This window comes from Streptosporangium album, assembly GCF_014203795.1.
Classification (GTDB): Bacteria; Actinomycetota; Actinomycetes; order Streptosporangiales; family Streptosporangiaceae; genus Streptosporangium; species Streptosporangium album.
Genome location: NZ_JACHJU010000001.1, coordinates 2,196,894 through 2,221,951, shown reverse-complemented (window position 1 = coordinate 2,221,951; position 25,058 = coordinate 2,196,894). Strand labels below are relative to the sequence as shown.

Here is a 25,058-nt window from a genome sequence, read left to right as displayed (position 1 = left end):
ATCGTCTCGTTCAGTCCGCCTGCGCGGCGTGGATCGCGGTGAAGGCTAGGAGAGGTGCGGCGGTCCTCGGCGGATCCTCGAGCATGGGTGAGTGTCCAACATCGGGCAGCAACTCGACTCTCGCACCCGGAACGGCGCGGTAGCCGGCGGCGGAGGAGGATCGCCATCTCCGGTCTTCCTCACCGAAGATCACCAGCAGCGGCTTGCCGAGGACCGTCAGCCGATCGGGGAGCGCGCGCTGCTTCAGGTAGTCGTCGACTGCCCGCGATGTCGTGGTGAGCGCGTGGTAGGTCATACCGCGCACATCGTCCACGAGCTGTTGTGGGATCTGGTAGCCGCGGCGGCTGAACGCGGTGTCCAAACCCTGGCGAACAATCGTGTCGGTCCGCAACCGCCACAGCAGTTGCCCGACGACGGGGATGAACAAGAGCTGGCCGACGGGCCCGTCTGAGATGAAGGCGTCCATACGGGGCCCGGAGTCGATGAGCGCGAGCGCGGTCACCATGTCGCGTCGTTGCTCGGTGAGAGCGGTGGCGACCGAGCCGCCGGTGGAATGGCCGACCACGATGGCGTGCTTGACGCCGAGCCGGTCCAGTGCCTCGCCGACCCGGCGTCCCTGCTCTGGGATCGCATAGCCCCCGCCGGCCGGTTTAGCTGACCGGCCGTGCCCGAGCAGGTCGACCCGGATGACGCGGTAGGACCTCGCCAGCATCGGAACCAGCGGGTCCCACCAGCGGGTCGACGCGGCGAGCCCGTGGATCAGTACCAGTGCCGGGGCATCGCGGGGGCCGTCCTGGTGCACGTAGATGTTCCCGCCGTCGAGAGGCAGGGTCGAGTCCCCAGTGGCCTCGGCGCCCTGCCGCGCTACCGCCACCGTGTTCACGACGAGCAGTCCGGCGACGGTGAGTAGGACGGCCGAGGCTATCAGGCGGCGCCGTCGGCGGCTTCCCGCGCGGCTCACGTGCGTTTCCCGGTCGGGAGACCGCGGATCGGTGTCGTCGAACTGGCGGGGTTATCGAGCCCCGGGGGAATAATCATGAGCCCACTGTCGCCGCCGGTGCGCGCCGGTGGCTTGGACAAATGTTCCCCTCAGTCGGCTCGCGTAGCATGGGACGATGCGGTCCGCCATGCACGAACGTGACGATGCGGCTGTGTGGGATGTCGCACGCCCAGCGCGGCCCAGCCGGGTGGCCGGTGTCACCATGGCCGGGTTTCGTGACCGTGGCATGACCCCGGTTGGCCTCCGGCTGATCCCGCACCCGGCCGTGACGCTGGCTCTGGTGTTCGGCGCCGGCCCGGTCGCCGTGGACGATGCCACCGGGCGGCAGCAGCGAGGAAGTCTCGTCGCCGGGCTCGGGTTCGGAACAGTCCGGGTGCGGCGGGCGGAGAACTTCGAGTGCGTGCAGGTGCGCCTGTCCCCGGTGATCGCACGCGCGGTTCTGGGCGCCTCCCCGGCCGACCTGGACGGCACCGTGGTGGCCCTCGACGACCTGTGGGGCCGGGAGGCGTCACGGATCCGTGAACAACTGGGCGACGTCTCCTCGTGGGAGGAACGCTTCGCGTTGACGGACGCGTTACTCGCCCGCCGATGTGAGACGGGGTCGTCCGTCGACCCGGAGGTGGCCTGGGCCTGGGACCGAATCGTCGCCGGCCGTGGCCTGGTCCGGGTCGACAGACTGGCGGCCGAGGTCGGATGGAGCCGCAAACGCCTGTGGTCCCGGTTCCGGTCGCAGATCGGCCTGCCGCCCAAACGCGCTGCGAAGCTGGTCCGCTTCGACCATGCCGCCCACCGCCTGGCCGCGGGTGAAGGCGCAGCCCGAGTCGCGGTGGAGGGCGGCTACGCCGACCAGTCCCACCTGCATCGGGACGTCGTGGCGTTCACCGGAGTGACCCCGGCGACCGTGGCCAGCGAACCATGGCTGGCGGTTGACGACATCGCATGGAGCAGCCACGGAACACCCGCCCAAGACCCACGCCTCTAGTCGCCTGCCACCGACCTGCCCGACAGCGTCAAAGCGGCCGGGCAGCGCATCAGCGAACTCGCGCCCTCCCTCCGCAAGGTCGGGGTCGACATTCGCCGCCGCAATAGCGGCTCTCATCATGCGAGACCACCCCCAGCATGAACACCACCGCCCGCAGCCAAGACATCCACCCCTTGAACGCCCTCGCCGGCAACCCCTGGATGCCACCACAAACCGCCTGATCAATCACGGGCCTGAATGGATACGGCTATAGGACCCCGCTAGAGGTCTACAACGAGTATCTGGATCGACAGCTCGCAGCATGAATTAGCCGCAAAGAAGCTGTCTGGAATGATCTCGGCCCCTCATGTCCATTTTCCCGCCGATCTGCGGATATTGAGCGTCGCTTCTCGGCAATCCGCGACGGACCCTGCTCCGAAGTAGGGGTGTATGCGTCGGGTCCGAGGGCGGAGGAAGGTGCCTGAGACCGGAACACGGATCGCGCCCGGTCGGTGACCATCACGACGGTCACCGAGTTGCTGAAAGTCCCGTTGCCGACGGTGAAGACCCGGATGCGCAGAAGGCAGGGCTGGGCGACACGCTCGACTCCGCCGAGGACGCCACCGTCTACATCATCGACACCGTCCTGATGCCCAAGAGCTGATCCCCGGGCCCGCCGTACCGACGCCGCGCACAAGGGGTGCCGGTACGGCGGCCGCCGCGTCTCTCAGGAGCCCGACATCACCTCGTGGAGCCTGGCGGCGATGTCCGGGGTGTGCCTGGTGAACGGCGGCACCTCGTAGCCGATGAAGAACTCCATGTTCTTCCCCATACGCGCCGTCATCGCCGTCATCTCGGGGTCCGGCTCCCCCTGCCCCTGCGGGGCCTGCTCCCCGCCGTCCTCCTGCTCGCCGCCGTCCATCCCCGATCCGGCGGCGAAGACCTGCATCGCCTGTCCGGCGCCCTCCTTGAGGAACGCCTCCTCCACGTCCCGGATGACGGCGTGCCAGTGGTCGCGGTCGGGCAGCAGATCCAGGACGGGGGGCTCGTGGGCGACCAGAGTGCGCACCTGCCAGGGGTGGCGAGCGGCCAGTTCCAGGCCCCCGTATCCGGCGGCGTCGTAGATCCCGCCGCAGATCGGCAGCAGGACGGGACCGGAGCCGCGGACCTCGTAGTACAGGGTCGCGCCGGGCGCCTTCAGGGTGTTCGTCTCCGCGGTCTCCATGGTCGCTCCTCTTGGGGGATCATCGTCCGTCTCGCGAGGCCGGACGCGCTGGCCTCAGGCGGGGCGGGCGTACCTCGTGATCCAGAGGCCGGGGATCACCTCGACGTCCTCGACCTCACCGAAACCGAGCCGCTCGTAGAGCGTGCGGGCGGGCACGTTGGCCTTGCCGGTGGCCACGATGATCTGACGGTCACCCGCCCGCGCCATGACCTCCCTCACCAGCGCGCCCCCGATCCCTCGCCGGTGCGCGCCCGGATCCACGACGAGCCGGTCGATGTCGACCGCCTGTGCCGTCTCCGACCAGGCCACGGCCCCGACCAACCGGTCGCCGTCAAAGGCGCCCAGCCATGTCAGCCGCTCCGCGCACAGTTCCTCAAGGGTCTCGTGCAGCGGAGGGATGCGGTCGTCTCCGATGATCTTCGCCTCGACGGCGTAGGCCGCGTGCTGGATGGCGAGCAGGTCCCGGCCCAGGGCTCCGTTGTCAGGATTTATGTCGGTAATGCTCATTCTGGGAGTATTTCAGCCCTTGAGCTCCTGGCCGAGGTGTTTTCCGGCGGCCAGGGGCTCAAGGGGGTGAACGACAGTCCCGAGCATGAGCACGGCGGGCTCAGGCCATCGTGGAGCTCAGGGTGTCCTCGGCGACCTTGTCCAGGAAGGCCTCCAGGTTCGCGACGGTGCGGACGATCCGCTCCTCCGCGGTGAGCGTCTCGAACTGCATGCCGAGGTCGGTCTTCTTCTTGCCCCGCACGTAGAGCGAGCAGGCCAGGTCGGCGCAGATGTAGGTGCCGACCGTGTTGCCCTGGCGGCCCGAGGCGCCGACTCTGGGCGCGGTGAACAGGGCGACCCCGGTGCCGGAGTGAGCCGTCACGCAGATGGAGCAGACGGTGCTCTTGGTGAAGCTCCTGCGCACCTCCGGAGAGAGCCGCAGCGTGACGCCGACGAGCTCGCCGCCCCGCTCGGCGACCAGGTAGCCGCGGTCGAGTGCGCCCGGGTCGCGCCAGCCCAGGAAGTCGAGATCGGCCCAGGGGAACTCGGGCAGATCCCTGGGCAGGTTGATCCTGCGGGCTTCGCCCTTGGAGCAGTTGACGAAAGATCCGCGTATCTCTTTCTCACCGACCGGGTTCATGATCCAACTCCGTTCCGACGCGTACGCCGTGATGTTCTCCGGCCCGGCGTACGCCAGGCCCGCGGCTGTGTCCGCCATGCGATCCGCTGTCCGGCCCGCATGGCCATGGGCGACCCCGCTGGAACAAAACCTAATCTAACTAGGTTTTAGCCTAAGTTAGATAGGTTGACTGGCGCAAATCGACGCGAGCTCGATCCGGACCGGACCGTCGTGGGCCCACCCGATCGTCTCAAGAGCGGTCGGCCAGGGCTATTTCTTTTGGGTGTAGCTCGTTTTCAGGGACCTGTTGACCTGGGAGGTTGAAGGTCTGCTCGCCGTGGGCGGGATCGTCTTCTACCGTGCGAGGTGGAGGCGATCGCGATGGGCTCGTTGCTGGAGGAACTGGTTCGGCGGGAGGCGGCGGCCAGGGAACGGGCCGAGGCGATCCGGGAGCAGATCGAGCACTTGGGCCAGCGGCCGGCGGCCGAGGAGGAACTGCTGTCCCGGCTGGTGATCACGCGGGAGACGGTGGTGGAGATCCTGGGCCAAGCGGCCGGCCCGGTAGAGCAGCCGCCCGGCACCGTCGTTGTGGACGGTCCGGACCGCGTGGAGGCGGTGGAGGCGGTGGAGGTGGTGGAGGTGGTGGTCTCGAGTTCGGGAACCTCGCCGATCGGGGTGTTGACGGTGCCGCGGTGGCGGGTGGGCATGGGCGTATCGGTGTTGCCGCGGGCGTATCAGGATGTGCTGGAGGTGCTGGTCGATGCCGGTGGCGCGATGCGGGCCAAAAAGATCGTGGCGGCGGTGGGGCTGCCGGTCCAGGCGGCCAAGGTCGAGGGCCTGCGTTCGAAGCTGAAGCGGATGGTCGAGCGGGGCCGGCTGAGTGAGGATGCCCCGGGGCTGTTTTCGGTGACCGAGCAGGTGGCCGCCCAGCTCACCCGATAGATGGGGGTGACATCACCGCGTCGTTACCGGCGGGGTGATTGCCGGCGGGGCTCTTCCGCCGTCAGGTTCGAGGGTGCGACCCTGCCCGAACCGGCCGGAGGAAGAGCCCGTGATGGAACCGTACGACATCGCCGTGCCGGCTGACTGCTTTGCGTCGGCGCAGAACACCTTCAACTGTCTGATCGGACAGTTCGCCGACCCCGCGACCGCGGCGTTCACCCATGACCTGCTGGAGGAGATGCTCGCCGAGCGGGGCCGTGAGCTGCTGCGCCGGCTGCTGCAGGCCCACCTGGACCTGCGGGCCGAGCGCGAGCACCAGACGGCGATCAAGGCCCGTGAGGTGGGCGAGGCCCTCGAGGTGACCGGCGCCGATGAGGTGGTGCGGCGCCGCCTGGAGGCGGGTCATCACCGGCAGCTGGCCACGATCATGGGGACGGTGACCGTCACGCGGTGCGCCTGGCGTGCCCCGGGCGCGCCGAATGTGTATCCGGCCGATGCCGAGCTGTCGTTGCCGGTGGGGCGGCATGGCCATGGGCTGGCCCGGCTGGCGGTGGCCGAGGCGGTGCGCGGGTCGTTCGACGCGGCCAAGGCGGCGATCGTGTCCCGGTGCGGGCCGGTGATCGGCAAACGGCAGCTCGAGGAGGCGGTGGTGGCCGCTGCAGCCGATATCGACGTCTTTTATCGGCAGCGGATTCCGCTGCCGCGCACCGCCGAAGAGGTGCTGGTGGTGGTGTCGGTGGACGGCAAGGGCGTGGACGGCACGGCCATCGGCCGCTGCGACCCGGACCCAAGGCCCGCGGTAAGTGGCTGTGCGGGTCGGTGTCCGCCGACCCCGACGAGGTGATCGGATCGGTGTTCGACCAGGCCGAGGCCCGCGACCCGGTCCATGTGCGGACCTGGGTGGTGCTGGTCGACGGCGCCCGCCATCAGCTCGACCTCGTTCATGCCGAGGCCGAGCGCCGCGGTGTGCGGATCAACATCGTCATCGATCTTACGCTACGACGAGGCGTTGGCATCCGGTTGGCCGATCGCCACCGGCGTCATCGAGGGAGCCTGCCGCCATCTGATCGGAGATCGCCTCGATATCACCGGTGCCCGGTGGGGCCTGCCCGGGGCCGAGGCCGTCCTCACGCTCCGAGCTGTGGTCGCGAACGGCGACTTCGATGCCTACTGGCGTTTCCATCTCGCTCAAGAGCACCGCCGGGTTCACCAGACCCGCTACCAGGACGAACTCAACCTCACTGCTTGATCAGCCCAGTCCCTGAGAAAGAGCTACACCCAATTCATTCTGTTAGGACTTCTTACAACGAGTGGCGGGGCAAGAGGCAATGCCGCTAAGTTAGTGGTTTTCAGCAGGTTGGGGCGGGTGTCTTGGGCGTGAGCGGCTGTGGCCGGTAGGTTGCGGCGGTGGCTGGAGCACAGGAGTCGTCACCGGACGGCCGTTTGACTGATCACATCTCGCTGGGCGTGCTGGCCGCGGCCTTTCCCCGGGATCTGATCGAGGAGGTCATCGATGCGACCGGGAAGCGGGAGAAGCGGTCGCGGCTGCTGCCCGCTCATGTGATGGTCCGGTACGTGATCGGCCTGGGGTTGTTCTTCGGCCAGCCGTACGAGGAGGTCATGCGGCAGATGACCGGCACCCTGCAGCGCCTGGGCTCTTGGGAGCGGGACTGGAAGGTGCCGTCCACCTCGGCGATCACCCAGGCGCGGCAGCGGCTGGGATCGGCACCGCTCAAAGAGCTGTTCCACCGGGCGGCGGTACCGGTCGCGGGCATGGGCACCAAGGGCGCATGGCTGCGCGGACGCAGGCTGATGGCGATCGACGGGACGAGTTTCGATGTGCCCGACACCGCTGACAACGTCGGGGCATTCGGCAAGATGGGCAGCGGCCCCAAGGAGTCGGCGTTCCCGAAGCTGCAGATCGTGTCCTTGTCGGAGTGCGGGACCCACGCCCACATCGCCGCCGCGATGGGGTCGTGCCGCACCGGGGAGCGCGAGCTTGCGATCGAGCTGGCCGGCCATCTGACCGCCGACATGCTCATCACCGCGGACTCGGGCTTTTACTCCTGGCGGCTGTGGGACCGCTACGCCGCGACCGGTGCCGCCCTGTGCCGGCGGGTCGGCGCGGCCGTGAGGTTGCCGCTCGTGCGGCGCTTGCCCGACGGCTCCTACCTCGCGCTGATCTTCGCGCCGAACACCACGGCCAAGCGCAAAGCCGCTCTGCTGGCCGCCGCCCGTGCCGGGGAGGGGCTCGATGAGGACCTGGCCCGACTCGTGCGGGCGGTGGAGTACACCGTGCCTGACCGCAACGCCGACGGTGAGCTGATCTGTGTGATCACCACCGTCCTGGACCCGGCCGAACTGACCGCCGCCGAGATCGCCTTCGCCTACCACCAGCGATGGGAACACGAGTCCGGGCTGGATGAGATCAAAACCCACCTGCGAGGCGGCGGCTCCATCCTCCGGTCCCAAAGCCCTGACCTGGTGGAGCAGGAAATGTGGGGCATCTTGCTGGCCCACTACGCGATCCGGGAGTTGATGTGCCGGGCCGCTGATGAGGCCGAGCACGACCCTGACCGGGTCAGCTTCATCCGGACCGTCCGGGTCGTCCGCCGCCGGATCGACGATCCGGCGGCCTTTTCCCCCTGACCGCCTATCCGCGATCACTGCTGCCGTCTTCGCCGAGATCCTGGGGCGACTCAACCCGCAACGCCGGATGCGGACCTGTCCCCGCGTCGTCAAACGCGCCCGCCACAACTCCTACCGAGTCAAACGTCCCGGCGACGTCGGCATCACCCACACCAGCCCACCAACGATCAAGCTCGAAGGACTCCCGACGGTGGCTTAACTTAGCGGCATTGGGGCAAGAGGCGGCTGGAAAGCACCATCGGCGCGGTCGTCGGTGTCTTCGGCCGTATCGGCATGGGAATCGCGGGCATGGTCGTCGGGCAGGTGCTCGGGGCCGCCGGAAGCCGGACCGCCACCCGTCCACGGTTCTGGGCCGAAGCGCTCCGTTCGGCGGTCGGGGTGGGGTCGGGGATTGCCTATAACCGGGCCGGCTTCGAAGCACGGCACACGCATCAGGCGGTTTCGGCCTGTGGGGTCATGAACTCGGGGTAGACCTGCTCGACGTGGTCGCGCCGGGTGTACATGTCCCAGTAGCACTCGGCGATGTCGTCCGGGTCGACGACCGGGAACTCGATACCCTCGAACGCCGCGGCGTCAGGCTTGGCAGGGGCGTTCTCGCTGCGGGCGACGGCCGCCGCGATGGCGAGCGTTCCGGCGTAGACGCCGGTGCCCGCCAGTTCGCCGTTGAGCGAGTACAGGTAGTTGCGGGCTGCGGCCATCACCGGGCCCGGGCCGCTGAAGTGGGGGCTGGGCAGCACCGCGGAGAAGCCCTGCGTCAGCAGGAACGCGCCATCTCCGCGCTCGGTCATCTCCGGCAGCACGGCCTGGACCACCTCGACCGGAGTGAGCAGGAACAGCGGGATCAGTGCCTCGAGGGTGGCCGCGTCCAGCCGGGTGGCCGAGGTGAAGCCCTGACCAGCGGGGACCGGTCCGTACTCGACCACGTCGATCCTGCCGAACCGGTCGCGAATGGCGGCGACCAGCGCGGGGACCTGAGCGGGCTCGGCCAGATCGGCGGCGAAGGCGGCGGCCTCGATGTCCTCGTCGGCGAGCTGCGCGGCGAGTGCGTCCAGCCGGCCCTCGCGGCGGGCCACCAGGGCCACGCGGAAGCCTTCGCGCCCGAAACGGCGGGCCACCGAGACGCCGAGCCCGGTACCGGCTCCGAAGACGGCGATCACTTTGGACATAGGGGTTGCTCCTCACTGCAGGCGATAAGTTGACCTATGGGTCAACTTGACTCGTCGACGGTAGCATGAAAGTTGACCCCTGGGCCAAGTTGAGCCTGAGGGATGCGATCATGGAATCCGCCAGCCAGTACCAGGAGGAACAGCGGATGCGGGCCGACGCGGAACGAAACGCGGGCAAGCTGCGAGCAGCCGCGGCCGAGCTCTTTCAGGAGCGCGGCCTTCAGGTGCCGCTGAAGGAGATCGCCCGCCGGGCAGGCGTGAGCCACGGCACCCTCTACAACCTCTTCGGCAGCCGTGAGGCGCTGATCGATGAGGTGGTGGCCGACCTGGCGGCGGACCGGCTGAACGAGGTCGCCGAGCATGCCCTGGCCTGCGCGGACGCCTGGGAGGGTTTCGTCTATTACATCGAGAAGGTCTGCGAGCTGCAGGCCACCGATCCCGCGCTCGCCGACGTGCTGAGCGGCCGCTATCCGGGCGCCGAACGCCTCATGGCCCTGTGCGCCCGGGCGAGCGACGCCGCCACGCGGATCATCGAGCGAGCCCGGCAGGCCGGAACTCTGCGTCCGGATTTCACTGGCGAGGACCTCGCGCTCACGTTCGGCGCCATCGCCCTGCTCGCCCGCGCCGGTGCGGACGCCGCCCCCGATGCCTGGCGTCGCAGCGTCACGTTCCTGCTCGACGGACTGCGCGCCGAGGCCGCCCACCACCCGCTCCCCGTCGGCGCCCTGGCACCGCAACAGGTCTTCGAGGTGTTGGGCAGGCTCACCGGCACGCCATAGCGCGTCGCCACCCGGTTCGACACACTCGCGCCATCAGGGATCCCAGTAGTAACGACGCAGGAAACAACGGATATGCAGGTCAGCGGCCCACCTTCCAGGCTGTGCCCGAAGGTTCTTAAAGAAGCTCTGACCTGCATATCCGTTGGATTTTTCGCCAGTACTACCGGGACCCCTACGACCCGGGAACCCGCTCCCTGCGCATCAAGGGCAAGCGGAGCAAGGAGCGGATGGTCTACCTCACGGCCAGTGCGGTCGGCCGGATCGAGGCGTGGCTGACCGTGCGCCGCCGCGATGCGGGCGGCCTGTTCCCGCCATTCACCCCGCGCGGCCGACACATCCGCCGCGACGAGCACGGCCGGATCGGGTTCATCGACGCGCGGACGGTCAGTAACGTGCTCGCCGCCCGCGCCGAGCAGGCCGGGCTGGACGAGGTCCCGAAAGCGCACGACTTCCGGCGCACGTTCATCGGTGAACTGCTCGATGCTGGGGTGGACCTGGCCACCGCGCAGGCCCTCGTCGGGCACGCTTCCCCGGCCACGACGGCGCGGTACGACCGGCGGCCGGAGCGGGTGCGCCGCACAGCCGTCGACAAGCTGGCTACCCCCGACGCGGTGCCCCTGCCGGGTGCCGCCCCGCGCCGCCGGACCCCGGGCGCGTGATCTTGGCCACCAGAAGGAGACACTAAGCCCTGCCGGTGGCCAAGATTGCCCCCATGACTATGACCACCGCGCACCAGTGGCAGGCCGCCACCACGCTCCCTGTGAACAACGAGCAGATTCAGGACATGCTCGTGTCCGCCGCCCGTGGCGAAACCCCCGGGTTCGAGCTGCCCGCCGACACCGAGATCGACGTCATCACCGTGTCCTGCGGGAAGTGCATGCGCCTGTTCGAGGACGCCAAGGACGAGCCCTGCGTGCCCGTCCCGATGCCGTGACCTGCGGATAAGACGTTAACGATCTGATGGTCTAGCTTCCTCTCGCCCCACAGCGAGAGGAAGCACAACCCCTATGGAACAGCCCCCGACGCCGCGGCGTTGCCGCCGTACAGCGGTCTTGAGCCGACCTGCCCGAAGTGCGGTTGGATCGGCGCGTCCCTGCAATACCGGGAGGCGCGCGGCCCGATCGCCCTCCCCTGGAACACCGCCTACGTCGTTGACGTCGCCCGGCCGGAACGGCTGGCCCGGCACTGCCAGTCGTGCGGCTTTCACTGGGACGAGGCTCCCCTTGACGCGCCGTCCGTTCTTGAGGCCGCCCTTCCAGCCGAGGGAGGGCAGGCGCGGTGACGTCGTCAGATCTTGGTTCGGTGGAAGTTGAGGAACGACCGCGATGGCGTCGGACCACGTTGGCCCTGGTAGCGGGAGCCGTACTTCGCCGATCCGTACGGGCTTTCCGCCGGCGAACTCATGCGGAACAGGCCGATCTGCCCGATCTTCATGCCCGGCCACAGCTTGATCGGGAGCGTGGCGACGTTGGACAGCTCCAACGTCACGTGCCCGCTGAACCCAGGGTCGATGAACCCGGCCGTCGAATGCGTGAGCAGGCCGAGGCGCCCGAGGCTGGACTTGCCTTCCAACCGGGCCGCGATGTCGTCGGGCAGGCTGATCACCTCGTACGTGCTCCCCAGGACGAACTCCCCCGGGTGGAGGATGAACGGCTCATCGCCCTCGGGCTCCACCAACCGGGTGAGGTCGGGCTGCTCGATTGCTGGGTCGATGTGCGGGTACCGGTGGTTCTCGAACACCCGGAAGAACCGGTCGAGCCGGACGTCGACGCTGGACGGCTGAATCATCGCCTGGTCGAAGGGGTCCAGCCGGACGCGTCCGGCGTCGATTGCGGTGAGGATGTCTCGGTCGGAAAGCAGCACGGGGGGCAACCTACAGGCCCGGTGACCGTTCCCGAAGCCGCGGCCGCCGCGCGGGCCTGGCTGGAGCAGGTCGCCGACCGCCTGGCGTACGGCACCCCATCCGGGCCTGCCCCGGCCCAAGTCCGCGACGCGCGCGCCAGCATCGATCCCCCTGCCGAGGTTGTCGAGTTCGTGCCGCCGACATTGGTACGGCAGGTTCGGCCGCGCCTGACCCTGGAGGCGATCCTGGTCGACGGCCGGATCGTGACGGTTGTGCGTGAGGCGACCGACGAGCAGATGGCGAGGCACCGCTGATGCCGTTCGTGCAGCACGGGGACCGCTTCTGTTCCTGGTACACCAGCGACCCGGCCGACCAGATCCCCGTCACCCCGGACTGGTGGGGGCCACCCCAGGAGTCCGGGTGGCCGCACCTCGGCGAGTGCCGGGCCTGCCACGAACGCGGCGCCGTCTACGAGGTGCCACCGTTGGCCGTCGACGTCCGGGAGCAGGCGGCCGCGTTCGCTCGGTGGCTGCGTGAGGCGATCAGCGATCGCGCTTCACGCCGCGAGGATCCGGCTTTCGTCGGCCACCGTGCCGATGCCGACGTCGCCCTGATGGGGTGGCACGGGCCTACCGAACTCATCGTCATGGACGGGCGCGGCGGCGCTCCCGAACGAGTCTTGAGGTGCCGGGAGTGTAAGTCGGCCAGCTACCCGTGTCGGACGCTGCGTATGGTCGCCGCGCCGTACAGGTTCGGCTCGCCCGGCCACCGCGAGGAGTGGCTGTGACTGCCCTGGCAGCCCCACGGCCCGTTTCTTCCGTATTCCGGTGGCACCCGTACGACGACGTGGACGCTGCCAGCCCCTCATGGGAGTCGGCCGCCGTCGAGCCGTGAACGCGAAACAGCTGGGAGGCTGGGGCGCCATCTCCCGGCGGAACGGAGTGTGGGCACCTGCTGTGTCTGTTCGGCGTGGCATGCGCGCACCGGTCGGGCCCAACTTGTAAGGTGCGAACCCCTTCGTACGCCACGCGCTTTCTAAGGAGCTGGTGTCAGTGCTCGTCGCTCACATCCGAGCAGTCGGTCACGGAGAGCTTTGCTCTCCGGCTGGTGTGGGGGTGCCCCGTGGCGATCAGTGACTCGGACATCTCGGGTGCGCTTTCGGCCTACATCAAGCGCTATCCGGACGAGGCCGCGCTGCTGGCTGAGCCGGTGCAGCTGCTGTCGCAGGGAGGGGATTTCGCCTCGCGGCGGAATTTTCCGATGCACGTGACTGTCGGTGCGCTGCTGGTCCGCGGTGACGACGAGATCCTGCTTGTCGAGCATCGCGCGTACGGGATCACGTTGCAGCCCGGAGGTCACCTTGAGCCGACCGATACCACACTGATCGACGCGGCAGTGCGCGAGTTGGCGGAGGAGACCGGGGTTGATCCCGGCAAGGTCTTCCCAGCGTCGCAGGCCCCCGTTTACATCGAGTACGGCAGGGTTCCGGCACGGCCGGAGAAGGACGAACCGGATCACTACCACCTCGACATCGGGTACTCCTTCGTGACACCGGATGCCGACGTGGGGCGCATCCAGGAGTCCGAGGTGAGGGGCGCCGCCTGGTACTCGCTCGACGCGGCCGAGCGCCTTGTCGGGCACCGCATCGCGCGAGCGGTCAGCGCACCGGTCCGGATCGGTTGATCGGACCCGTCGAACACTCCGGTCGGCAGCGGCACCGGATCACGGTGCGCACCTGTCGAGGCTCCGCGGTTGTCGTTCGCCTCCTTGTCGAACCGAACGCGGGAGCCTCGACGGTCGTAGCCTCAGCCGATGTCGGCCGAGCTGTGGTGTTCACTCAGTCGAAGGACGGTTTGCGGTCCCGGCTCCGCTTGAGCTCGAAGAAGCCGTCCGTCCCGGCGACCATGACCAGGCCGTCCCAGAGTCGCCCGGCAGCTTCACCGCGAGGGGCCGGCGTGATCACGGGGCCGAACAGGGCCGTGCCGCCGATGCGGAGAACGGGCGTCCCGACATCGAGGCCGACATCGTTGAACGCCTCGTCGTGCGAGTCTCTGATGAGCTGATCGAACTCCGTGCTCGTGGCGGCTGCGGCCAGCGAATCGGGCAGGCCCGCCTCCGTGAGAGCTTCGGTGATGACGGTGGGATCGTCGCGACGTCTTTGGTTGTGAAGCCGGGCGCCGATGGCGGTGTACAGCGGTCCGAGGACGCCGCGGCCACTGTGCTCAGCGGCTGCCGCGCAGACCCGCACTGGACCCCATGCCTTCTCCATCAGGTCCAGGTAGTCGGCGCTGAGTCCCTTGCCCTCGCGCTGGACGAGGTTCAGGTAGGCCAGTGACATGATCCGCCAATCGGCGCGCACCGGTCGAACCTGCTCGACCTCCAGGAGCCAGCGCGAGGTGATCCACGCCCAGGGGCACAGCGGATCGAACCAGAATGGGACCTCGTCGCGGCCGGATTTTTCCTTGATCATCTAAATGAGCACCGTCCTATCTCAGACCGGTTGTGCTTATGCTCTCTCCCGCCGGAAGGCTAGATGTCGAACAATCCGTCTTGGGCGGGCATGTTGCACTTGGCGGTGCGCCCCGCGATTTTCACCAGAGCCGCGAGATCGCTGAGCTGAGCATCCTCGTCCGCGGCGCTGACGAGCCGGAAGAACACCTGCGCGGTGACGTCGACGTCGGCGGCGGCTCTGTGGCGATCCGCCGGCTGCTTGATGGAGAAATGCGCCAGCAGCGTGTCGAGTTTGTAGTTCGGCAGACCCGGGACGAGGTGTTTGGCAAACGGGATCGTGTCAAGAAGGTCAACGCGGGCCAGCGCCGGGCAGTGCTCGCGCTGGTTGTGGATGAGCTTGGCCTCGGTGGCGGCGTGTTGCGCCACCAGCAGGTACCGGTTGCTGGCCGTGAAGCGCCGATCCAGTGCGCCCAGCGCTTCGGCCGGGCTAGGGGCCTGCTTGACCTGCTCGGGGGTCAGGCCGGTTTGGGCCGTAACGGCTGGCGTCACTGGGGCGAACGCGGGCGGCCGGATGAGAGATGTGCCCCTGCCGACCGTTGTCCACGCGCCTTCCTCGTAGCGGAGTGCGAGAGCGGCGACCTCGATGGGCTGGGCCGGGTAGCCGGTGGGGGTCGTCGCCTCGAAGTCGATGACTACGAACGTCGTCGCCAGGAAGGCGGGGTCTGCTGTCAAGCCGCCCATGTATCCACCGTTCTCGCAGGTTCCGTGGCGTTGCAGGCCCACGCCCGCCCCATCGGGGAGAGCATGCCTGAGTCCCAGCCGCGGTGTGCCGTCATTGTCTGATGAGGCGGGCAACGGCCTGCGTGGCGGCTCGCAGGTCCGGCGCGTTCCAGGGGCGCTCGCCCGTCCAGGTCTCGCTCAGGGACCGGTACAGGTCCGACATCACCGGCAGGAACGCGGGCGGGAGCGGTGCCGGCTGCGGCCACCGGCTCCTGGGCACGTCCTCGGCGATCAGTCTGCTGACTGGCACTTCGAGGCCGTTCTTCACGTACCAGTCCCGGAGGACCTGCTTGCCGCAGTGCACTCCGTTGAACATCAGGCGGCTTTCATCCGGTGTGCCGGGGCTGTCGGCAAGCACGATGCGCGCATCGCTCGACACCAGGAACTCGACCTTGCCGTCGCAGTGGCTCAGCCCGAGCTCGCGTGCGTGTCCGGTCAGCACCTCGTTGACCTTGACGGTGGTGTCGCGCATCGCCTGGAACTGCTCGTCGCTCAGACCGGCGAGGCGCTGGGCCTCGGGCCCGTCGACGAACCGGTTGACGTCTTCCAGCGTCGTCGCGTACTCGATGAGCGGATGGGGCAGCTTCTCGCCGACCGCGGGAATGCCGCGGAGCCCGACCTCGGCCGGTGTCAGCGCGCCGGCTGCGAGCCGGCGGTGAACGGAGCTTCCTTGAGGGAGCTCGTTGCGGAAGAGGACCTGCACGGGAATGAGGTAGTTTCCAGCGTCCGGGGTGAGCGGCCCGGCGTCCGGGCCCGGGACACGCGCGAGATCGAACTCGATCCGATTCGGGGCGACGAACCGGCGGAAATGGGTTCGCACGCCCGCCGCCTCCAACATTGTGAAGTTGAAGACGGCCATGCGGCAGGTCGCCTCGCCTTTCCCGGGGATCTGGTCCGGCATTCTGCCGTAATGGAACACCGTGTAATTGTCGGTGTATTCGAAGATTCCGACACCCTCCCTCGTTGTCGTGGGAGGTTCGATGATCTCTAGGTTCTTGGTTGAGTGGAGGATGGGCATCATGCTCCCTTGGTGTGATGGCCTCACGCCGTCATCTGGCGGAATCTGCTGATCGTGGCGGCGTGGTGTTCGGCGCAGCGTCGTGCGGTGCGGCCGCCTCGTTCATGCCGGCGCCGATTCCGCGCGGTGGCCGCAGCACATGCACCGGGCTCCCGGGCCCTGCCACGGCTCGCGCAAGCAGCCCAGGTCGGTCCCGGCGTCGTGGATCCACGCCCGGATCTGCTCGGCCGCCTCGTGCTCGCCGACGCTGCGCCGGTCTACGACCCGGTAGCGTGCCGGATCGGTGGCGGCGAGCCGCTCGTAGAGCGCGCATGCCTCACGCATGAACGTGGCCTGCTCGGTCGTGAAGACGCGCCGGTCGCGCCGTTGCGCGCGCACGACGGCCTCGGAGGCGTCGTCGGTGACGAGGATCGTGAGGTCGGGGAGGGGCCGGTAGGAGGACGCGAGTTCCAGCAGGGCGGTTGCCGTCTCAAGGGCAGCGTCCGGGTCGTCGGGGCGCAGCAGCAGAGCCTGGCACACCGCCGTGGTGTCGACGCTGCGGCCCTCGACGACGGCACGCCCGCTGGACAGGTCGGGAATGACGGTGTCCAGGTCATGCCGCTTGATGGCCAGCAGGACCAGAGCCTCGGCCATGGGGGTGCCCCCGCGCAGGAACGGGTCCCCTGCGCTGGCCTCACGCAGAAAGCGGAGCAGGGCTTCGCCCAGTCCCGGGCGCCCGTTCGCCCGCTGGGAGAACTCGTCAAGCATCAGCGGCTTGTCGTCGAGGGCTTCGACGGCGCGGTTGGTCAGATACGTCTTGCCGACTCCGTTGATGCCCTCGGCGGAGACCAGCGGGCCGCGGGTGCAGGAATGGCGTACCGGTGTGATCGTCATGCGGCAGGATCCGTTCAGGGGCGAGGACAGGGCCCCACCGGAAGGGTCGTTCCGGGGGGATTCGTCGGTGCGGGTTCCGGGTCGTCGGTCACCTGGCCCATGCGGTGGCCTCTGTGGCGGTGACGGCGGCGTAGCGGTCGAGTGTGGTCTCGGTGTCGCGTTCGGTGAGGATGACGGCGAGCATGTGGTCGAGGATCTGGGCGGCGCCGCGGCACGGCCGGCCGCGGTCGGTGAACATGGGCCGGGTGTCGCAGGGGACGAGCCGGAAGCTGCCGGTGGAGTTCGGCACTCCCTGCTGCGCGAGGTGTTCGGCGAACGCCCGGGGGTTCGGCAGGCCGATGTGAAGGAGCGCCGCGAAGCCGTTCCACTCCTCGCGGGCAGCCGGGGCGAGAGCGACCAGGCCGGGTGCCTGCTCCAGGGCGTGCAGCAGGTGGCGGGTCTGTGCGCGGCGCAGTTCGACCAGGCCCCGAAACCGGCGGAGGTTGGCCAGGGCGATCGCGGCGAGGGGGGCAGCGAGGCGGGAGTTGGTTGCCAGGCGGCTCAGCGGGGCCTCGCCCGGAGGCGCCGGCTGCCAGTGGCTGCGGAACGCGGTCGCGTGCTCTGCCACGTCGCGGCGGGCGGTGAGCAGGAAGCCGCCCTCACCGCTCCACAGGATCTTGCCGTCCTTCATGCTGAAGCAGCCGACCGTGCCGACCGTGCCGGCCCGCTGCCCGTCGCGCGCGGTGCCGGCGGCCTGCGCGGCGTCCTCGACGACGGCGAGCCCGTGCTCGGATGCGAACGCCGCCAGGGCTGCCGGGTCTCCCATCCGGCCCCACAGGTGCACCGGGATGATCGCCCGGGTCCGCGAGGTGACCTTGCGGGCCGCGTCGTCGTAGTCCAGGTCCAAGGTGGCCGGGTCGCTGTCGACGAATACCGGTGTTGCCCCGAGGGCGACCAGGGGCGCCACGGTCATGACGACGGTCAGCGCCGGCACGAGGACTTCGTTGCCGGGGCCGATGCCGCAGGCCGACAGCGCGGTGTGCAGGGCCGCGGTGCCGGAGGCGACCGCGACGGCGTGCGGGACGCCGAACGTCTCGGCCAGGTCGCGCTCCAGTTGTCCGGCGACCGGACCGCCGCTCGGGTCGGGCATCTGCTCGATCACGGCGGCGAGCTGTTCCGTGATCGGCTGCGCGCCGCCGGGGACGTGAGGGAGCGTCATCGGGAAGCCCCCGGGTTCAGCAGCCGCGGCATGTCCAGCACGAGCGGCCACATGTTCACGCAGTCTCGGCTGAACAGCGAGCAGTCCGTGCACGCGGGCCTCGTGGCGAAGAGCGTGCGCGCGTCGCCGTCTCGGATGGTGCGCTGCCGCTCGGGCGCGGTGGCGGCGATCCGGCGGTCGGACGGGCAGTCCCAGACCGAGCCGTCAGGCTGGATGAAGAACAGGCGGGCGCCGCCGAAGCAGTCGGGGACGTGCCCGCTCTCCTGGGTAGAGATCGCGGCGATGAAGCGCCGTGCGTAGGAGGGGTCCGGAAGCGCCAGCCTGCCCGGCTCGTCGTAGAGACGGTCGAGCTGTTCGGCCACGGCCTGCACGTCTTCGCGGCGGTGGGTCAGCTCCTTGAAGAGCTTGTGGTCGGGCGTCAGCGAGATCGGCTGGGGGACGTAGTAGTCCACGCCGAGCTCGTCGGCCAGATGGGCCATGTCGGTGATCTCCTGCGGGCGTTGGCGCATCACCACGGTGTAGATCCCCACCCGCGGCGTGTGCCGGTCGCCCCGGACCTCCAACAGGGCGCGGATACCGGCCAGGACATCGTCGTAGCCGAAGCGCCCAGAACGGGAGGGGCGCAGCCGGTCGTTGGTCTGCGCGTCCGCGCTGTCCAGGGAGACCGAAACGCCGTCGACGCCGAGCGCGATGAGCCGCCTGGCCACCGGCGGGCGAGTGAGCGGGATCCCGTTGGTGGCGATCACGACCTGACAGTCTGCCTCCTTGATGAGTTCGATCACCTCCAGCGTGGGGGGCCAGTCCAGCGGTTCGCCGCCGACGATGACCACCCGCTCGATCGGCGAACCGGCCAGGGTCCGGGCGAACGCTTTGAGCGCCCGGGGCGGCAGGTCGTTGCGGGACAGGTGCGACAAGACGCCGACCTCGTTGGGCGGGGCCGGTTTGTGCTCCTCGATCGTGCCGAAGTAACAGTGGGGGCAGGCGAACGCGCAGGGCGAGCGCAGGGCCCAGAGCAGGGTGGCATCACGCGGCATGGTCAGCCTCCCGCTGCTTCACGAGGTCCTGCACGAGCGCGCCCACTTCATCGGCGACGGCCTCGGCGGGCCGCCCGGTGGTATCGATCACGGTGTAGCGGTCGGGCTCGGCGGCGGCCAGCCCGGTGTAGAGGATGTCGGCCTGCTCGATCACGCGCAGGTCCCGTAGCGCCAGCGTCCGTCCGATCCGGTCGGCGAAGCGCCGCGTACACACCTCCCGGTTGTCGGTCAGCAAGACGGTGGCGTCGGGCAGGAGCCGCCACCGCGACACGGTCGAGAGCACGTGCCGTGCGACGTCCGCGGGATCGGCTCCTGGCACCTGCGCGGAGAGGATCGCGGCCTGATAGACGGCCACGGAGTCGACGCCGCGGTCCTCGATCACCACCTCCGGCGCGGTCGGAAGGACGGCGAGGCGTTCGACTTCGCGGACCTTCAGCGCCAGCAGGGCCAACGTCTCCACGACCGGATATCCGGTGCGCAGAAACACGTCGTCCTCCGCGGCCAGCGCGGAGATCACGCGTCCGGGCAGCGTGTCTCCACCCCGGTCGGTGAGTTCGTCCAGCAGCAGGCACCGCTCACCGAGACAGGCGGCGAGCGCTCGGGCCGCGGTGGTTTTCCCGACGCCGTTGATGCCCTCGACGCTCACCCACAGCGGCCGGGCAGGGGCGGGCTCACGGCGCGGCGCAGGGACAGCGGCGGCACTCATGCGGGCCTCCGGCAGACGTACAGCAGCTCGGTCGCCCTCTTCGGCACCGACACCGCCGAGACCGTGTCCAGCAGTGCCCGGGGGACGCGCGCGGCAAGGTCGCGGTACCAGTCGGCCGCACCCTGCCCGTACCGTTCGGTGAGCTCGTCGGCCACCACGTCCGGTTCGGGCGGCAGCAGGCCCATCACGTCCTCGACGACCAGGCCCGCCTCGCCGACGACCTGCTCCACCTCCTTCCGCGACCACTCGTAGACGTGGACGCGGTACTGCAGAGGCCGCGGTGGCGGGCCGACCGCCGCCGGCGTGGACAGGAACAGCACCCCGCCGGGCGCGAGCGCCTGCGCTGCGCTGCGCAGGCTGCGCGCACCGAGTTCGAAGGGCAGGTGCTCCAGCGCCGAGGTGTACAGCGCCACGTCGAAGGCGGGCAGTTGCGGCCAGGGCTGGGCCACATCGCACTCGACGAGCTCGACCGAAAAGAGCCCTCCGTAGGTCTCTCGCAAGAACGCGATCCGTTCTCGGGCCTCGTTCAGGTTGCCGGGGCTGATGTCCAGCCCGACGTACCGTTCGATCTCCGGCGTGTACCGGCGCAGCAGCGGCAGCGCCAGCCCGCGGCCGCAGCACACGTCCAGCACCTTCGCGCCCGGCGCGCACCGCTCGGCGACGATGAGGTGCTGCATCAGGTTCATCAGCCCCGATGCCTTAGCCTCCCCGCGGTGCAGCGCCGCGTAGAAGTCATCCATCTGGTTGGTGCTGTAGGGCCCCATCATGGGGGTCCCGGACCGGGTGCGGAACTGCTCGGGAAGCTGATCAGTGCTCGTGCTCATCGTTGCCCTCCCAGGGGAAGACCACCCACCCGTGGGTGATCGTGCCGATGTAGGTGACGGCAGCCTCAGCCGGGAGGCGGCCGGTCCGGTTGTCCTCGTTCACCACGCACACCGCGGTCCGAACCCGACCGGCTCCCGCATCGGCGGCCAGTCGCGCCGCGGCGGCGAGGGTGTGCCCGGTGCCAGCGACGTCGTCCACGATCAGGACGTCCCGGCCGGTGAGGTCGCCCAGCGAGGCCGGGTTCACGGCCACTGGATGCGGAGTCTTCGCGGCGTTGGTGCTGTCGTCCGCGGTGTGGGTTACCTCGACCCCCCGGACATCCCGCAGCTGGAGTTTGTGAGAGAGCCAGACGGCCGGAATGCCACCACCGCGCAGGACCGCTACCAGAGTCTGGGGAGCACCGTCATCCCTGATCGTCTCGGCGATCCGGCTGACCAGCTCTTCCATTCGAGGCCACGTCAGGTGCGTGACCCCCCGCCCGTCGCTACCAGTCGCCATCACGCGGTCCCCCGCTGGCCGGCGGTGGTGAGGGTGAGGAACTGCTGGGAGAGCAGCGGATCAGTCTTGAACCGGCCGCCGGCCTGGACGGTGGAAGTGCGGGCCGCCTCCATCCGGACGCCGCGCATGCTCATGCACAGGTGCACGCCGTGCACCGTGACGGCCACGTCCTCGCTGCCGATGGCTGCGACTACCTCGTCGGCGAGCTGGCGGGTGAAGCGCTCCTGCACCTGGAGGCGCCCGGCGTGGCGCTGCGCGATCCGGCCGAACTTCGACAGCCCCAGGACGGTGCCGTCGGCTAGGTAGCCGACGTGCGCGTCCAGCTTCATGGGCAGCATGTGGTGCTCGCATAGGGACCACACGTTCAGCCCCCCGACCACGACCAACTGGTCACTGGCGTGGGTTTCGGTGAAGCACGTCGCCATCGCCGAGGGGTCCGGCGACAGGAAGTCGCGCCACCAGGCCGCGACGCGGGCCGGCGTGTTGAGCAGCCCCTCGCGGTGGGGGTCCTCTCCGAGAGCGATGAGCAGTTCGCGGACGAGCTCGGTCACGCGGGGCGCGTCTACCGTTGAGCCCGGTACGTCATCGGTCGGCTGTGAAACGGCTCGGCCGGGATGCGCCGTATCAGGGAACCGCACGGCGTTCGTGGTCATGTTTCTTCCTCGCTTCCAGGGGCTGGGCCAGGAGGCACGGAGCGGTGGCTCGTCAGCGGCCACGTTCGTCGCCCCACAGCAGGACGTGCGTCCGCAGCGACAGCGACCAGCCGCGCGCGATCACCGCATCGACCAGCAGCCGTGCCCGCGTGATGACCTGCTCCGGTGTGGTGCCTTCCGGCATCACCCACACGTCCGGCAGAGCGAAGCGTTCCTGCAGTTGGCTGATCTCCTGCAGGTCGGCCAGGTCGCAGGCGACGAACTTAAACAACGCGTGGCCGCTGGTGGCCAGCGCGGCCAGCGTGTCGCCGATGATGCGTTTGTGCTGGGGCAGGTGCGCGTTGGCGAGTTTGGGTGAGACGTTGAACCACACCCCGTCGACCAGCAGGTCAGGATGAGGTAGCACGGTGCCGTTGGTCTCGATCTCCACCCGCCGCCCTGCCCGCAGCAAGGCATTCACCAATGTGACCAGCGGAAGTTGCTGCAGCAGCGGTTCCCCGCCGGTGATGACGATGAGGTCGACCGGGCTGCTCAGCGCCCAGGCCAGAACGTCCGCGACCGACATGCGCGTGGTCTGTTGCCGCAGATCGAATCGGGAGGTGTCCCACGTGAACGGGGTGTCGCAAAACGTGCAGGACAGATTGCACCGCGACAGGCGCACGAACTTGGCGGGCCAGCCGCTGCTGGGCCCCTCACCCTGCAGGGTGGGTCCGAAGCACTCGGCCACCAGGAGAAACTGCTCGCCGGCCGCATCCTGGACCGTCAGGAGGCCGGTCATTTTCGCTCGCTCACTGTGCAGGTGGCGGAGGTTTTCGCGGTCTCGCTGACGACGACCGCGACCAGTCGGCCGGGGATGGCCGGTTCCACGTGCTCGATGAACCATCGCGCCAGGTGCACCGCCAGCAGTTCAGAGGTCGGTTCGACGTTCAGCACCTCGTTGAGGTCGCGGTGGTCGAAACTCTGCTTGATGTAGGCGGCGAACGGCTCCAGCTCACCGAAGTCGGTGATGAATCCCGGGCCGGACAACTCGTCTGCGGTCAGCCGTACCTCAACGCGGTAGCTGTGCCCGTGGTGGCGGCCGCACTGATGCCCTTCGGGCAGGCCGCCGAGACGGTGGGCGGCCTCGAAGGCGAAGTGCTTGCTGATCTCGACGTGGAAGCCGTTCAGACCGTCGCTGCCGTGCGGTGCCCCTGCAGGGGTCTGATGTCCGCTCACCGCTGGCTCTTCTTTCCGCTGCGGCGTGAGGGTGGGGGCCGACCAGCCCTGCTGGTCAGCGTCGTTTTCTGGCACTGCCGTTGCCTCCTTATCGGTCTGCTACGGCGATCCCGGAGGGTGTGGTGTCCGACCCGGATGATGAGCCAAAGCGGAGTATCACTGCGACAAGCGGGGGTTGGCTTACGACGGCGCGAGGTGCCGTGCGGTCACGTCTGCCCCGCGAGCGGCCTTTTGGTACACGCCACCGCTCGCGGGAGTCGGGGCCGCGACAGCACAGGAGAGTGATCACCGTGCCGTCGCGGGTTCATAAGGTCGCCCGGTTCGTGTAGACCTGCTCGGCGATCTTCTGCGCGGCCTTGGTCAGGTCGCTGCCTGGCGCCTGGCCGGCGGGCTTCTTGTCGGGGTCGGCACCCCAATAGATGACGGTGCCGATGTGGTTGGCCCATACGGTCAGGGCACCGCTGATCACCAGGCGAGGCGATCCCTTCTCGTAGACGATGGACGGGTAGATCTCTCTCTTGTTGAGATCGGTGCGCAGGCGCTGGATGACGACACCGGAAGCGGGTCGCCTGGTGGCCTCGATCAACCGGTCACCTGCCGGCGTGATGTAGGACGGACTCACGTTGTCTCCTTCGGGAAGGGGCCGAGGGGGTGGAGCGGCGCGGCGACCCGTGGGTACCCACCCGCCGGCCGGCTCCAGCAGGCCGCCGCACCGGTCTCACAGCGCCGCCGTCGCTGGCGTCTCTACTGGTTCGGCGACCTGGGAGGCGATGCGCTGCGCGACGTTCTCCAGCTCGGCGACCGGCCCGCGCTCAGCGCGCCCGTGCTCCGGGCCGGTGGACCAAAAGAACGTCAGCCCCTCCGGGTCGCCCCACACGGTGAGATCGCTCTTGGCGCGCAGTTGCGGCTGCTCATCGTCGTAGGCGACTGCGGTGTAGACGCCATGGCGGTGCAGCAGCTCCTGTAGGCGGTGGAGCGCAACGACCGCGACCTGCCGAGACGTGATCGCGTTCAATCGATTAGCTGCCGGTGTGCCGGGATAGGGGATCACGACCGGGCTCCTTCCATGTTGGTGGGGTGCGGCCCCGGGAGGTGTTCCTCCTGACGCGTCCCGGGGCCGCTCGGAGTGGCAGACCCTTGGTGGCCCCGCAGGCTGGGTATCGAGCGGGGCCCGGGGTAAGGGCGAAGGGCCTGCCACAGGTCTGTCAGACGGGGAGGTACTGGGGGCCTGCACCCGCACGATTCCCCTGGGCAACCGAGACGAGTAGGTCGTCGGTCAGCAGCGGGCCCCGAGGACGGTGGCCGCCACAGGTTGGGTACGGAGCTGCTCGTACTCGGCGGCCAGCCGAGTGGCGGCGCGTCCTGGCTTCTTGGCCCATGTCCACAATGGCCGGCCACGTGTCGCTTGTGAGCCGGGGACAACCCACCGGTACCGGCGCCCGTCCGTGCGGACGACCAGCCCGATCCATACGGAGATCAGTGTCTCCCCCTGCAAGAGGAACGGCTGCACATCAACGATGATGCCGTGGCCACGGCCCAGCGCCGTGGCGAGGCTCAACGCCATCTGGACAGCGGGAGGCAGGTCAACGGTGCCCATCAAGATCCGTTCCGAACGCTGTAGGGGTTTGTGCGCCACAGCGGGAGAGCAGACAGTCGCCAGGGTGGAGTCAGTCATCCTTAGCCTCCAGCATTCGGCTCGCCGTCGCTGCGGAGCGACACGACCGCCGACGTGGTGGGGGGAGCTCCTCCCCCTCACAGGCGGGCCAAGCGAGCGCCTTCCACACGGTGTTCGCGACGTGCCCCTCGGCCACCGCGCTCATGGCCGTCATAAGGAAAAGCCGCGCGGCCATGTCGTGCCGGCCGGTGGGCACCTTCAGCGTGCCCGCGGTCGCCCACGTCGCGCCCCTGTCGAGCGACACCAGGAGGGTGAGCCAGGTCGACGGGCCCGGCGGTCTGGCCGGGCAAGCACGGAGCTGATGGGGTTCCGCGTCGAGTGCGTGCATCTGGCGCCGTCCTTACGTGCCGTGAGGGGTCCCCTTCACCTTGGAGTCATGGCGAGCGCTTGGGAACGCCATCGAGTAGGGCGGTCAAGGGGCAGATTGAGGGCAGATTCGCGGGCCCCCGGATGCCTCGCCGT

At 69.0% G+C, this 25,058-nt stretch carries 34 protein-coding genes and 1 pseudogene; 14 read left to right on the top strand and 21 right to left on the bottom strand.

What is annotated here, in order from left to right:
* Positions 1–10 precede the first annotated feature (10 nt).
* Positions 11–961: an alpha/beta fold hydrolase gene (locus FHR32_RS10495; protein WP_184754134.1), complete on the bottom strand. Its 951-nt coding sequence runs from the start codon at positions 959–961 to the stop codon at positions 11–13.
* A gap of 154 nt (positions 962–1,115) precedes the next feature.
* Here FHR32_RS10495 and FHR32_RS10490 point away from each other — a divergent pair, with 154 nt between their 5' ends.
* Both FHR32_RS10490 and FHR32_RS47775 read left to right on the top strand, forming a co-directional pair.
* Entirely contained in the window at positions 1,116–1,982 is an 867-nt protein-coding gene (locus FHR32_RS10490) for an AraC family transcriptional regulator (protein ID WP_246466088.1), read from the top strand.
* Positions 1,983–1,997: 15 nt separating this feature from the next.
* Positions 1,998–2,123 (top strand): hypothetical protein, encoded by a 126-nt coding sequence (locus tag FHR32_RS47775; RefSeq protein ID WP_512700853.1) that lies wholly within the window; start codon positions 1,998–2,000, stop codon positions 2,121–2,123.
* 565 nt (positions 2,124–2,688) lie between these two features.
* Here FHR32_RS47775 and FHR32_RS10485 read toward each other — a convergent pair.
* The 3 genes from FHR32_RS10485 to FHR32_RS10475 all read right to left on the bottom strand — a co-directional run bounded on the left by FHR32_RS10485 (position 2,689) and on the right by FHR32_RS10475 (position 4,390).
* Positions 2,689–3,186 carry a hypothetical protein gene (locus FHR32_RS10485; RefSeq protein ID WP_184754133.1) on the bottom strand — a complete coding sequence of 166 codons (498 nt, stop codon included), beginning with the start codon at positions 3,184–3,186 and terminating at the stop codon, positions 2,689–2,691.
* Positions 3,187–3,240: 54 nt separating this feature from the next.
* Entirely contained in the window at positions 3,241–3,693 is a 453-nt protein-coding gene (locus FHR32_RS10480; protein ID WP_184754132.1) for a GNAT family N-acetyltransferase, read from the bottom strand.
* Between the two features lie 100 nt (positions 3,694–3,793).
* Positions 3,794–4,390 (bottom strand): FBP domain-containing protein, encoded by a 597-nt coding sequence (locus tag FHR32_RS10475; RefSeq protein WP_312882237.1) that lies wholly within the window; start codon positions 4,388–4,390, stop codon positions 3,794–3,796.
* A gap of 267 nt (positions 4,391–4,657) precedes the next feature.
* On the opposite strand from FHR32_RS10475, the gene FHR32_RS10470 reads away from it, so the two are divergent.
* The 4 genes and pseudogenes from FHR32_RS10470 (at position 4,658) to FHR32_RS10460 (ending at position 7,882) form a co-directional block, all read left to right on the top strand.
* Positions 4,658–5,233, top strand: coding sequence for a hypothetical protein (locus FHR32_RS10470; protein WP_184754131.1), 576 nt, complete (start codon positions 4,658–4,660; stop codon positions 5,231–5,233).
* A 112-nt stretch (positions 5,234–5,345) separates the two neighbouring features.
* Positions 5,346–6,077, top strand: a complete 732-nt coding sequence (locus FHR32_RS47655) for a hypothetical protein (protein WP_246466086.1) — start codon at positions 5,346–5,348, stop codon at positions 6,075–6,077.
* Positions 5,987–6,482, top strand: a pseudogene (locus tag FHR32_RS47650) (ISKra4 family transposase); the annotation flags it as partial. The gene FHR32_RS47655 and the pseudogene FHR32_RS47650, both read left to right, overlap by 91 nt.
* Before the next feature lie 158 nt (positions 6,483–6,640).
* Positions 6,641–7,882 (top strand): IS4 family transposase, encoded by a 1,242-nt coding sequence (locus FHR32_RS10460; RefSeq protein WP_184754130.1) that lies wholly within the window; start codon positions 6,641–6,643, stop codon positions 7,880–7,882.
* Between the two features lie 431 nt (positions 7,883–8,313).
* Here the strand turns inward: FHR32_RS10460 and FHR32_RS10455 are convergent, their stop codons facing one another.
* Complete coding sequence (locus FHR32_RS10455) at positions 8,314–9,048, bottom strand: SDR family NAD(P)-dependent oxidoreductase (protein WP_184754129.1); 735 nt, start codon at positions 9,046–9,048, stop codon at positions 8,314–8,316.
* Between the two features lie 110 nt (positions 9,049–9,158).
* Between FHR32_RS10455 and FHR32_RS10450 the strand changes: the two genes are divergently transcribed.
* From FHR32_RS10450 to FHR32_RS10435, 4 genes are all read left to right on the top strand, one after another.
* Positions 9,159–9,827 (top strand): TetR/AcrR family transcriptional regulator, encoded by a 669-nt coding sequence (locus FHR32_RS10450; protein WP_221465349.1) that lies wholly within the window; start codon positions 9,159–9,161, stop codon positions 9,825–9,827.
* Between the two features lie 131 nt (positions 9,828–9,958).
* Positions 9,959–10,486 carry a tyrosine-type recombinase/integrase gene (locus tag FHR32_RS10445; RefSeq protein ID WP_312882649.1) on the top strand — a complete coding sequence of 176 codons (528 nt, stop codon included), beginning with the start codon at positions 9,959–9,961 and terminating at the stop codon, positions 10,484–10,486.
* Positions 10,487–10,539: 53 nt separating this feature from the next.
* Positions 10,540–10,761: a hypothetical protein gene (locus FHR32_RS10440; RefSeq protein WP_184754127.1), complete on the top strand. Its 222-nt coding sequence runs from the start codon at positions 10,540–10,542 to the stop codon at positions 10,759–10,761.
* Positions 10,762–10,860: 99 nt separating this feature from the next.
* Positions 10,861–11,109: a hypothetical protein gene (locus tag FHR32_RS10435; RefSeq protein ID WP_184754126.1), complete on the top strand. Its 249-nt coding sequence runs from the start codon at positions 10,861–10,863 to the stop codon at positions 11,107–11,109.
* A 5-nt stretch (positions 11,110–11,114) separates the two neighbouring features.
* On the opposite strand, the gene dcd is transcribed toward FHR32_RS10435, so the two are convergent.
* Positions 11,115–11,690: a dCTP deaminase gene (gene dcd / locus FHR32_RS10430; protein WP_184754125.1), complete on the bottom strand. Its 576-nt coding sequence runs from the start codon at positions 11,688–11,690 to the stop codon at positions 11,115–11,117.
* 21 nt (positions 11,691–11,711) lie between these two features.
* Between dcd and FHR32_RS10425 the strand changes: the two genes are divergently transcribed.
* The 3 genes from FHR32_RS10425 (at position 11,712) to FHR32_RS10415 (ending at position 13,353) form a co-directional block, all read left to right on the top strand.
* Positions 11,712–11,984, top strand: coding sequence for a hypothetical protein (locus FHR32_RS10425; RefSeq protein WP_184754124.1), 273 nt, complete (start codon positions 11,712–11,714; stop codon positions 11,982–11,984).
* Positions 11,984–12,457, top strand: a complete 474-nt coding sequence (locus tag FHR32_RS10420) for a hypothetical protein (protein WP_184754123.1) — start codon at positions 11,984–11,986, stop codon at positions 12,455–12,457. The genes FHR32_RS10425 and FHR32_RS10420 overlap by 1 nt, the downstream gene beginning before the upstream one ends.
* Positions 12,458–12,792: 335 nt before the next feature.
* Positions 12,793–13,353: an NUDIX hydrolase gene (locus FHR32_RS10415; protein ID WP_184754122.1), complete on the top strand. Its 561-nt coding sequence runs from the start codon at positions 12,793–12,795 to the stop codon at positions 13,351–13,353.
* Positions 13,354–13,507: 154 nt separating this feature from the next.
* On the opposite strand, the gene FHR32_RS10410 is transcribed toward FHR32_RS10415, so the two are convergent.
* The 15 genes from FHR32_RS10410 to FHR32_RS10340 form a co-directional block, all read right to left on the bottom strand.
* Positions 13,508–14,140, bottom strand: a complete 633-nt coding sequence (locus FHR32_RS10410) for a mycothiol-dependent nitroreductase Rv2466c family protein (RefSeq protein ID WP_184754121.1) — start codon at positions 14,138–14,140, stop codon at positions 13,508–13,510.
* Positions 14,141–14,199: 59 nt separating this feature from the next.
* Positions 14,200–14,904: a 3'-5' exonuclease gene (locus FHR32_RS10405; protein WP_312882236.1), complete on the bottom strand. Its 705-nt coding sequence runs from the start codon at positions 14,902–14,904 to the stop codon at positions 14,200–14,202.
* Between the two features lie 49 nt (positions 14,905–14,953).
* A complete protein-coding gene (locus FHR32_RS10400; protein WP_184756457.1) occupies positions 14,954–15,919 on the bottom strand; it encodes a phosphoribosylaminoimidazolesuccinocarboxamide synthase in 966 nt (321 codons plus the stop codon).
* A 102-nt stretch (positions 15,920–16,021) separates the two neighbouring features.
* On the bottom strand, positions 16,022–16,792 hold the full coding sequence (locus tag FHR32_RS10395) for a dTMP kinase (protein ID WP_184754120.1): 771 nt from the start codon (positions 16,790–16,792) through the stop codon (positions 16,022–16,024).
* Between the two features lie 88 nt (positions 16,793–16,880).
* Positions 16,881–17,990 carry a DegT/DnrJ/EryC1/StrS family aminotransferase gene (locus tag FHR32_RS10390; protein ID WP_184754119.1) on the bottom strand — a complete coding sequence of 370 codons (1,110 nt, stop codon included), beginning with the start codon at positions 17,988–17,990 and terminating at the stop codon, positions 16,881–16,883.
* Positions 17,987–19,024: a radical SAM protein gene (locus FHR32_RS10385; protein WP_184754118.1), complete on the bottom strand. Its 1,038-nt coding sequence runs from the start codon at positions 19,022–19,024 to the stop codon at positions 17,987–17,989. Before FHR32_RS10385 ends, FHR32_RS10390 begins: the two co-directional genes overlap by 4 nt.
* Positions 19,014–19,730, bottom strand: coding sequence for a dTMP kinase (locus tag FHR32_RS10380; RefSeq protein WP_184754117.1), 717 nt, complete (start codon positions 19,728–19,730; stop codon positions 19,014–19,016). The genes FHR32_RS10385 and FHR32_RS10380 overlap by 11 nt, the downstream gene beginning before the upstream one ends.
* Complete coding sequence (locus FHR32_RS10375; RefSeq protein ID WP_184754116.1) at positions 19,727–20,554, bottom strand: class I SAM-dependent methyltransferase; 828 nt, start codon at positions 20,552–20,554, stop codon at positions 19,727–19,729. Before FHR32_RS10375 ends, FHR32_RS10380 begins: the two co-directional genes overlap by 4 nt.
* A complete protein-coding gene (locus FHR32_RS10370; protein WP_246466084.1) occupies positions 20,538–21,002 on the bottom strand; it encodes a phosphoribosyltransferase in 465 nt (154 codons plus the stop codon). Before FHR32_RS10370 ends, FHR32_RS10375 begins: the two co-directional genes overlap by 17 nt.
* Before the next feature lie 50 nt (positions 21,003–21,052).
* Positions 21,053–21,691 carry a GTP cyclohydrolase I gene (gene folE, locus FHR32_RS10365; RefSeq protein WP_376773362.1) on the bottom strand — a complete coding sequence of 213 codons (639 nt, stop codon included), beginning with the start codon at positions 21,689–21,691 and terminating at the stop codon, positions 21,053–21,055.
* A gap of 67 nt (positions 21,692–21,758) precedes the next feature.
* The gene (locus FHR32_RS10360; protein ID WP_184754113.1) at positions 21,759–22,484 is read right to left on the bottom strand and encodes a 7-carboxy-7-deazaguanine synthase QueE; all 726 of its coding nucleotides are present in this window, start codon (positions 22,482–22,484) and stop codon (positions 21,759–21,761) included.
* Entirely contained in the window at positions 22,481–22,921 is a 441-nt protein-coding gene (locus FHR32_RS10355; protein ID WP_312882234.1) for a 6-pyruvoyl trahydropterin synthase family protein, read from the bottom strand. Before FHR32_RS10355 ends, FHR32_RS10360 begins: the two co-directional genes overlap by 4 nt.
* 304 nt (positions 22,922–23,225) lie before the next feature.
* Positions 23,226–23,543, bottom strand: a complete 318-nt coding sequence (locus FHR32_RS10350) for a hypothetical protein (RefSeq protein WP_184754112.1) — start codon at positions 23,541–23,543, stop codon at positions 23,226–23,228.
* 96 nt (positions 23,544–23,639) lie between these two features.
* Entirely contained in the window at positions 23,640–23,972 is a 333-nt protein-coding gene (locus FHR32_RS10345) for a hypothetical protein (protein WP_184754111.1), read from the bottom strand.
* A 225-nt stretch (positions 23,973–24,197) separates the two neighbouring features.
* A complete protein-coding gene (locus FHR32_RS10340; RefSeq protein ID WP_184754110.1) occupies positions 24,198–24,518 on the bottom strand; it encodes a hypothetical protein in 321 nt (106 codons plus the stop codon).
* A gap of 251 nt (positions 24,519–24,769) precedes the next feature.
* On the opposite strand from FHR32_RS10340, the gene FHR32_RS45850 reads away from it, so the two are divergent.
* Positions 24,770–24,898 carry a hypothetical protein gene (locus tag FHR32_RS45850; RefSeq protein WP_281390859.1) on the top strand — a complete coding sequence of 43 codons (129 nt, stop codon included), beginning with the start codon at positions 24,770–24,772 and terminating at the stop codon, positions 24,896–24,898.
* Positions 24,899–25,058 lie beyond the last annotated feature (160 nt).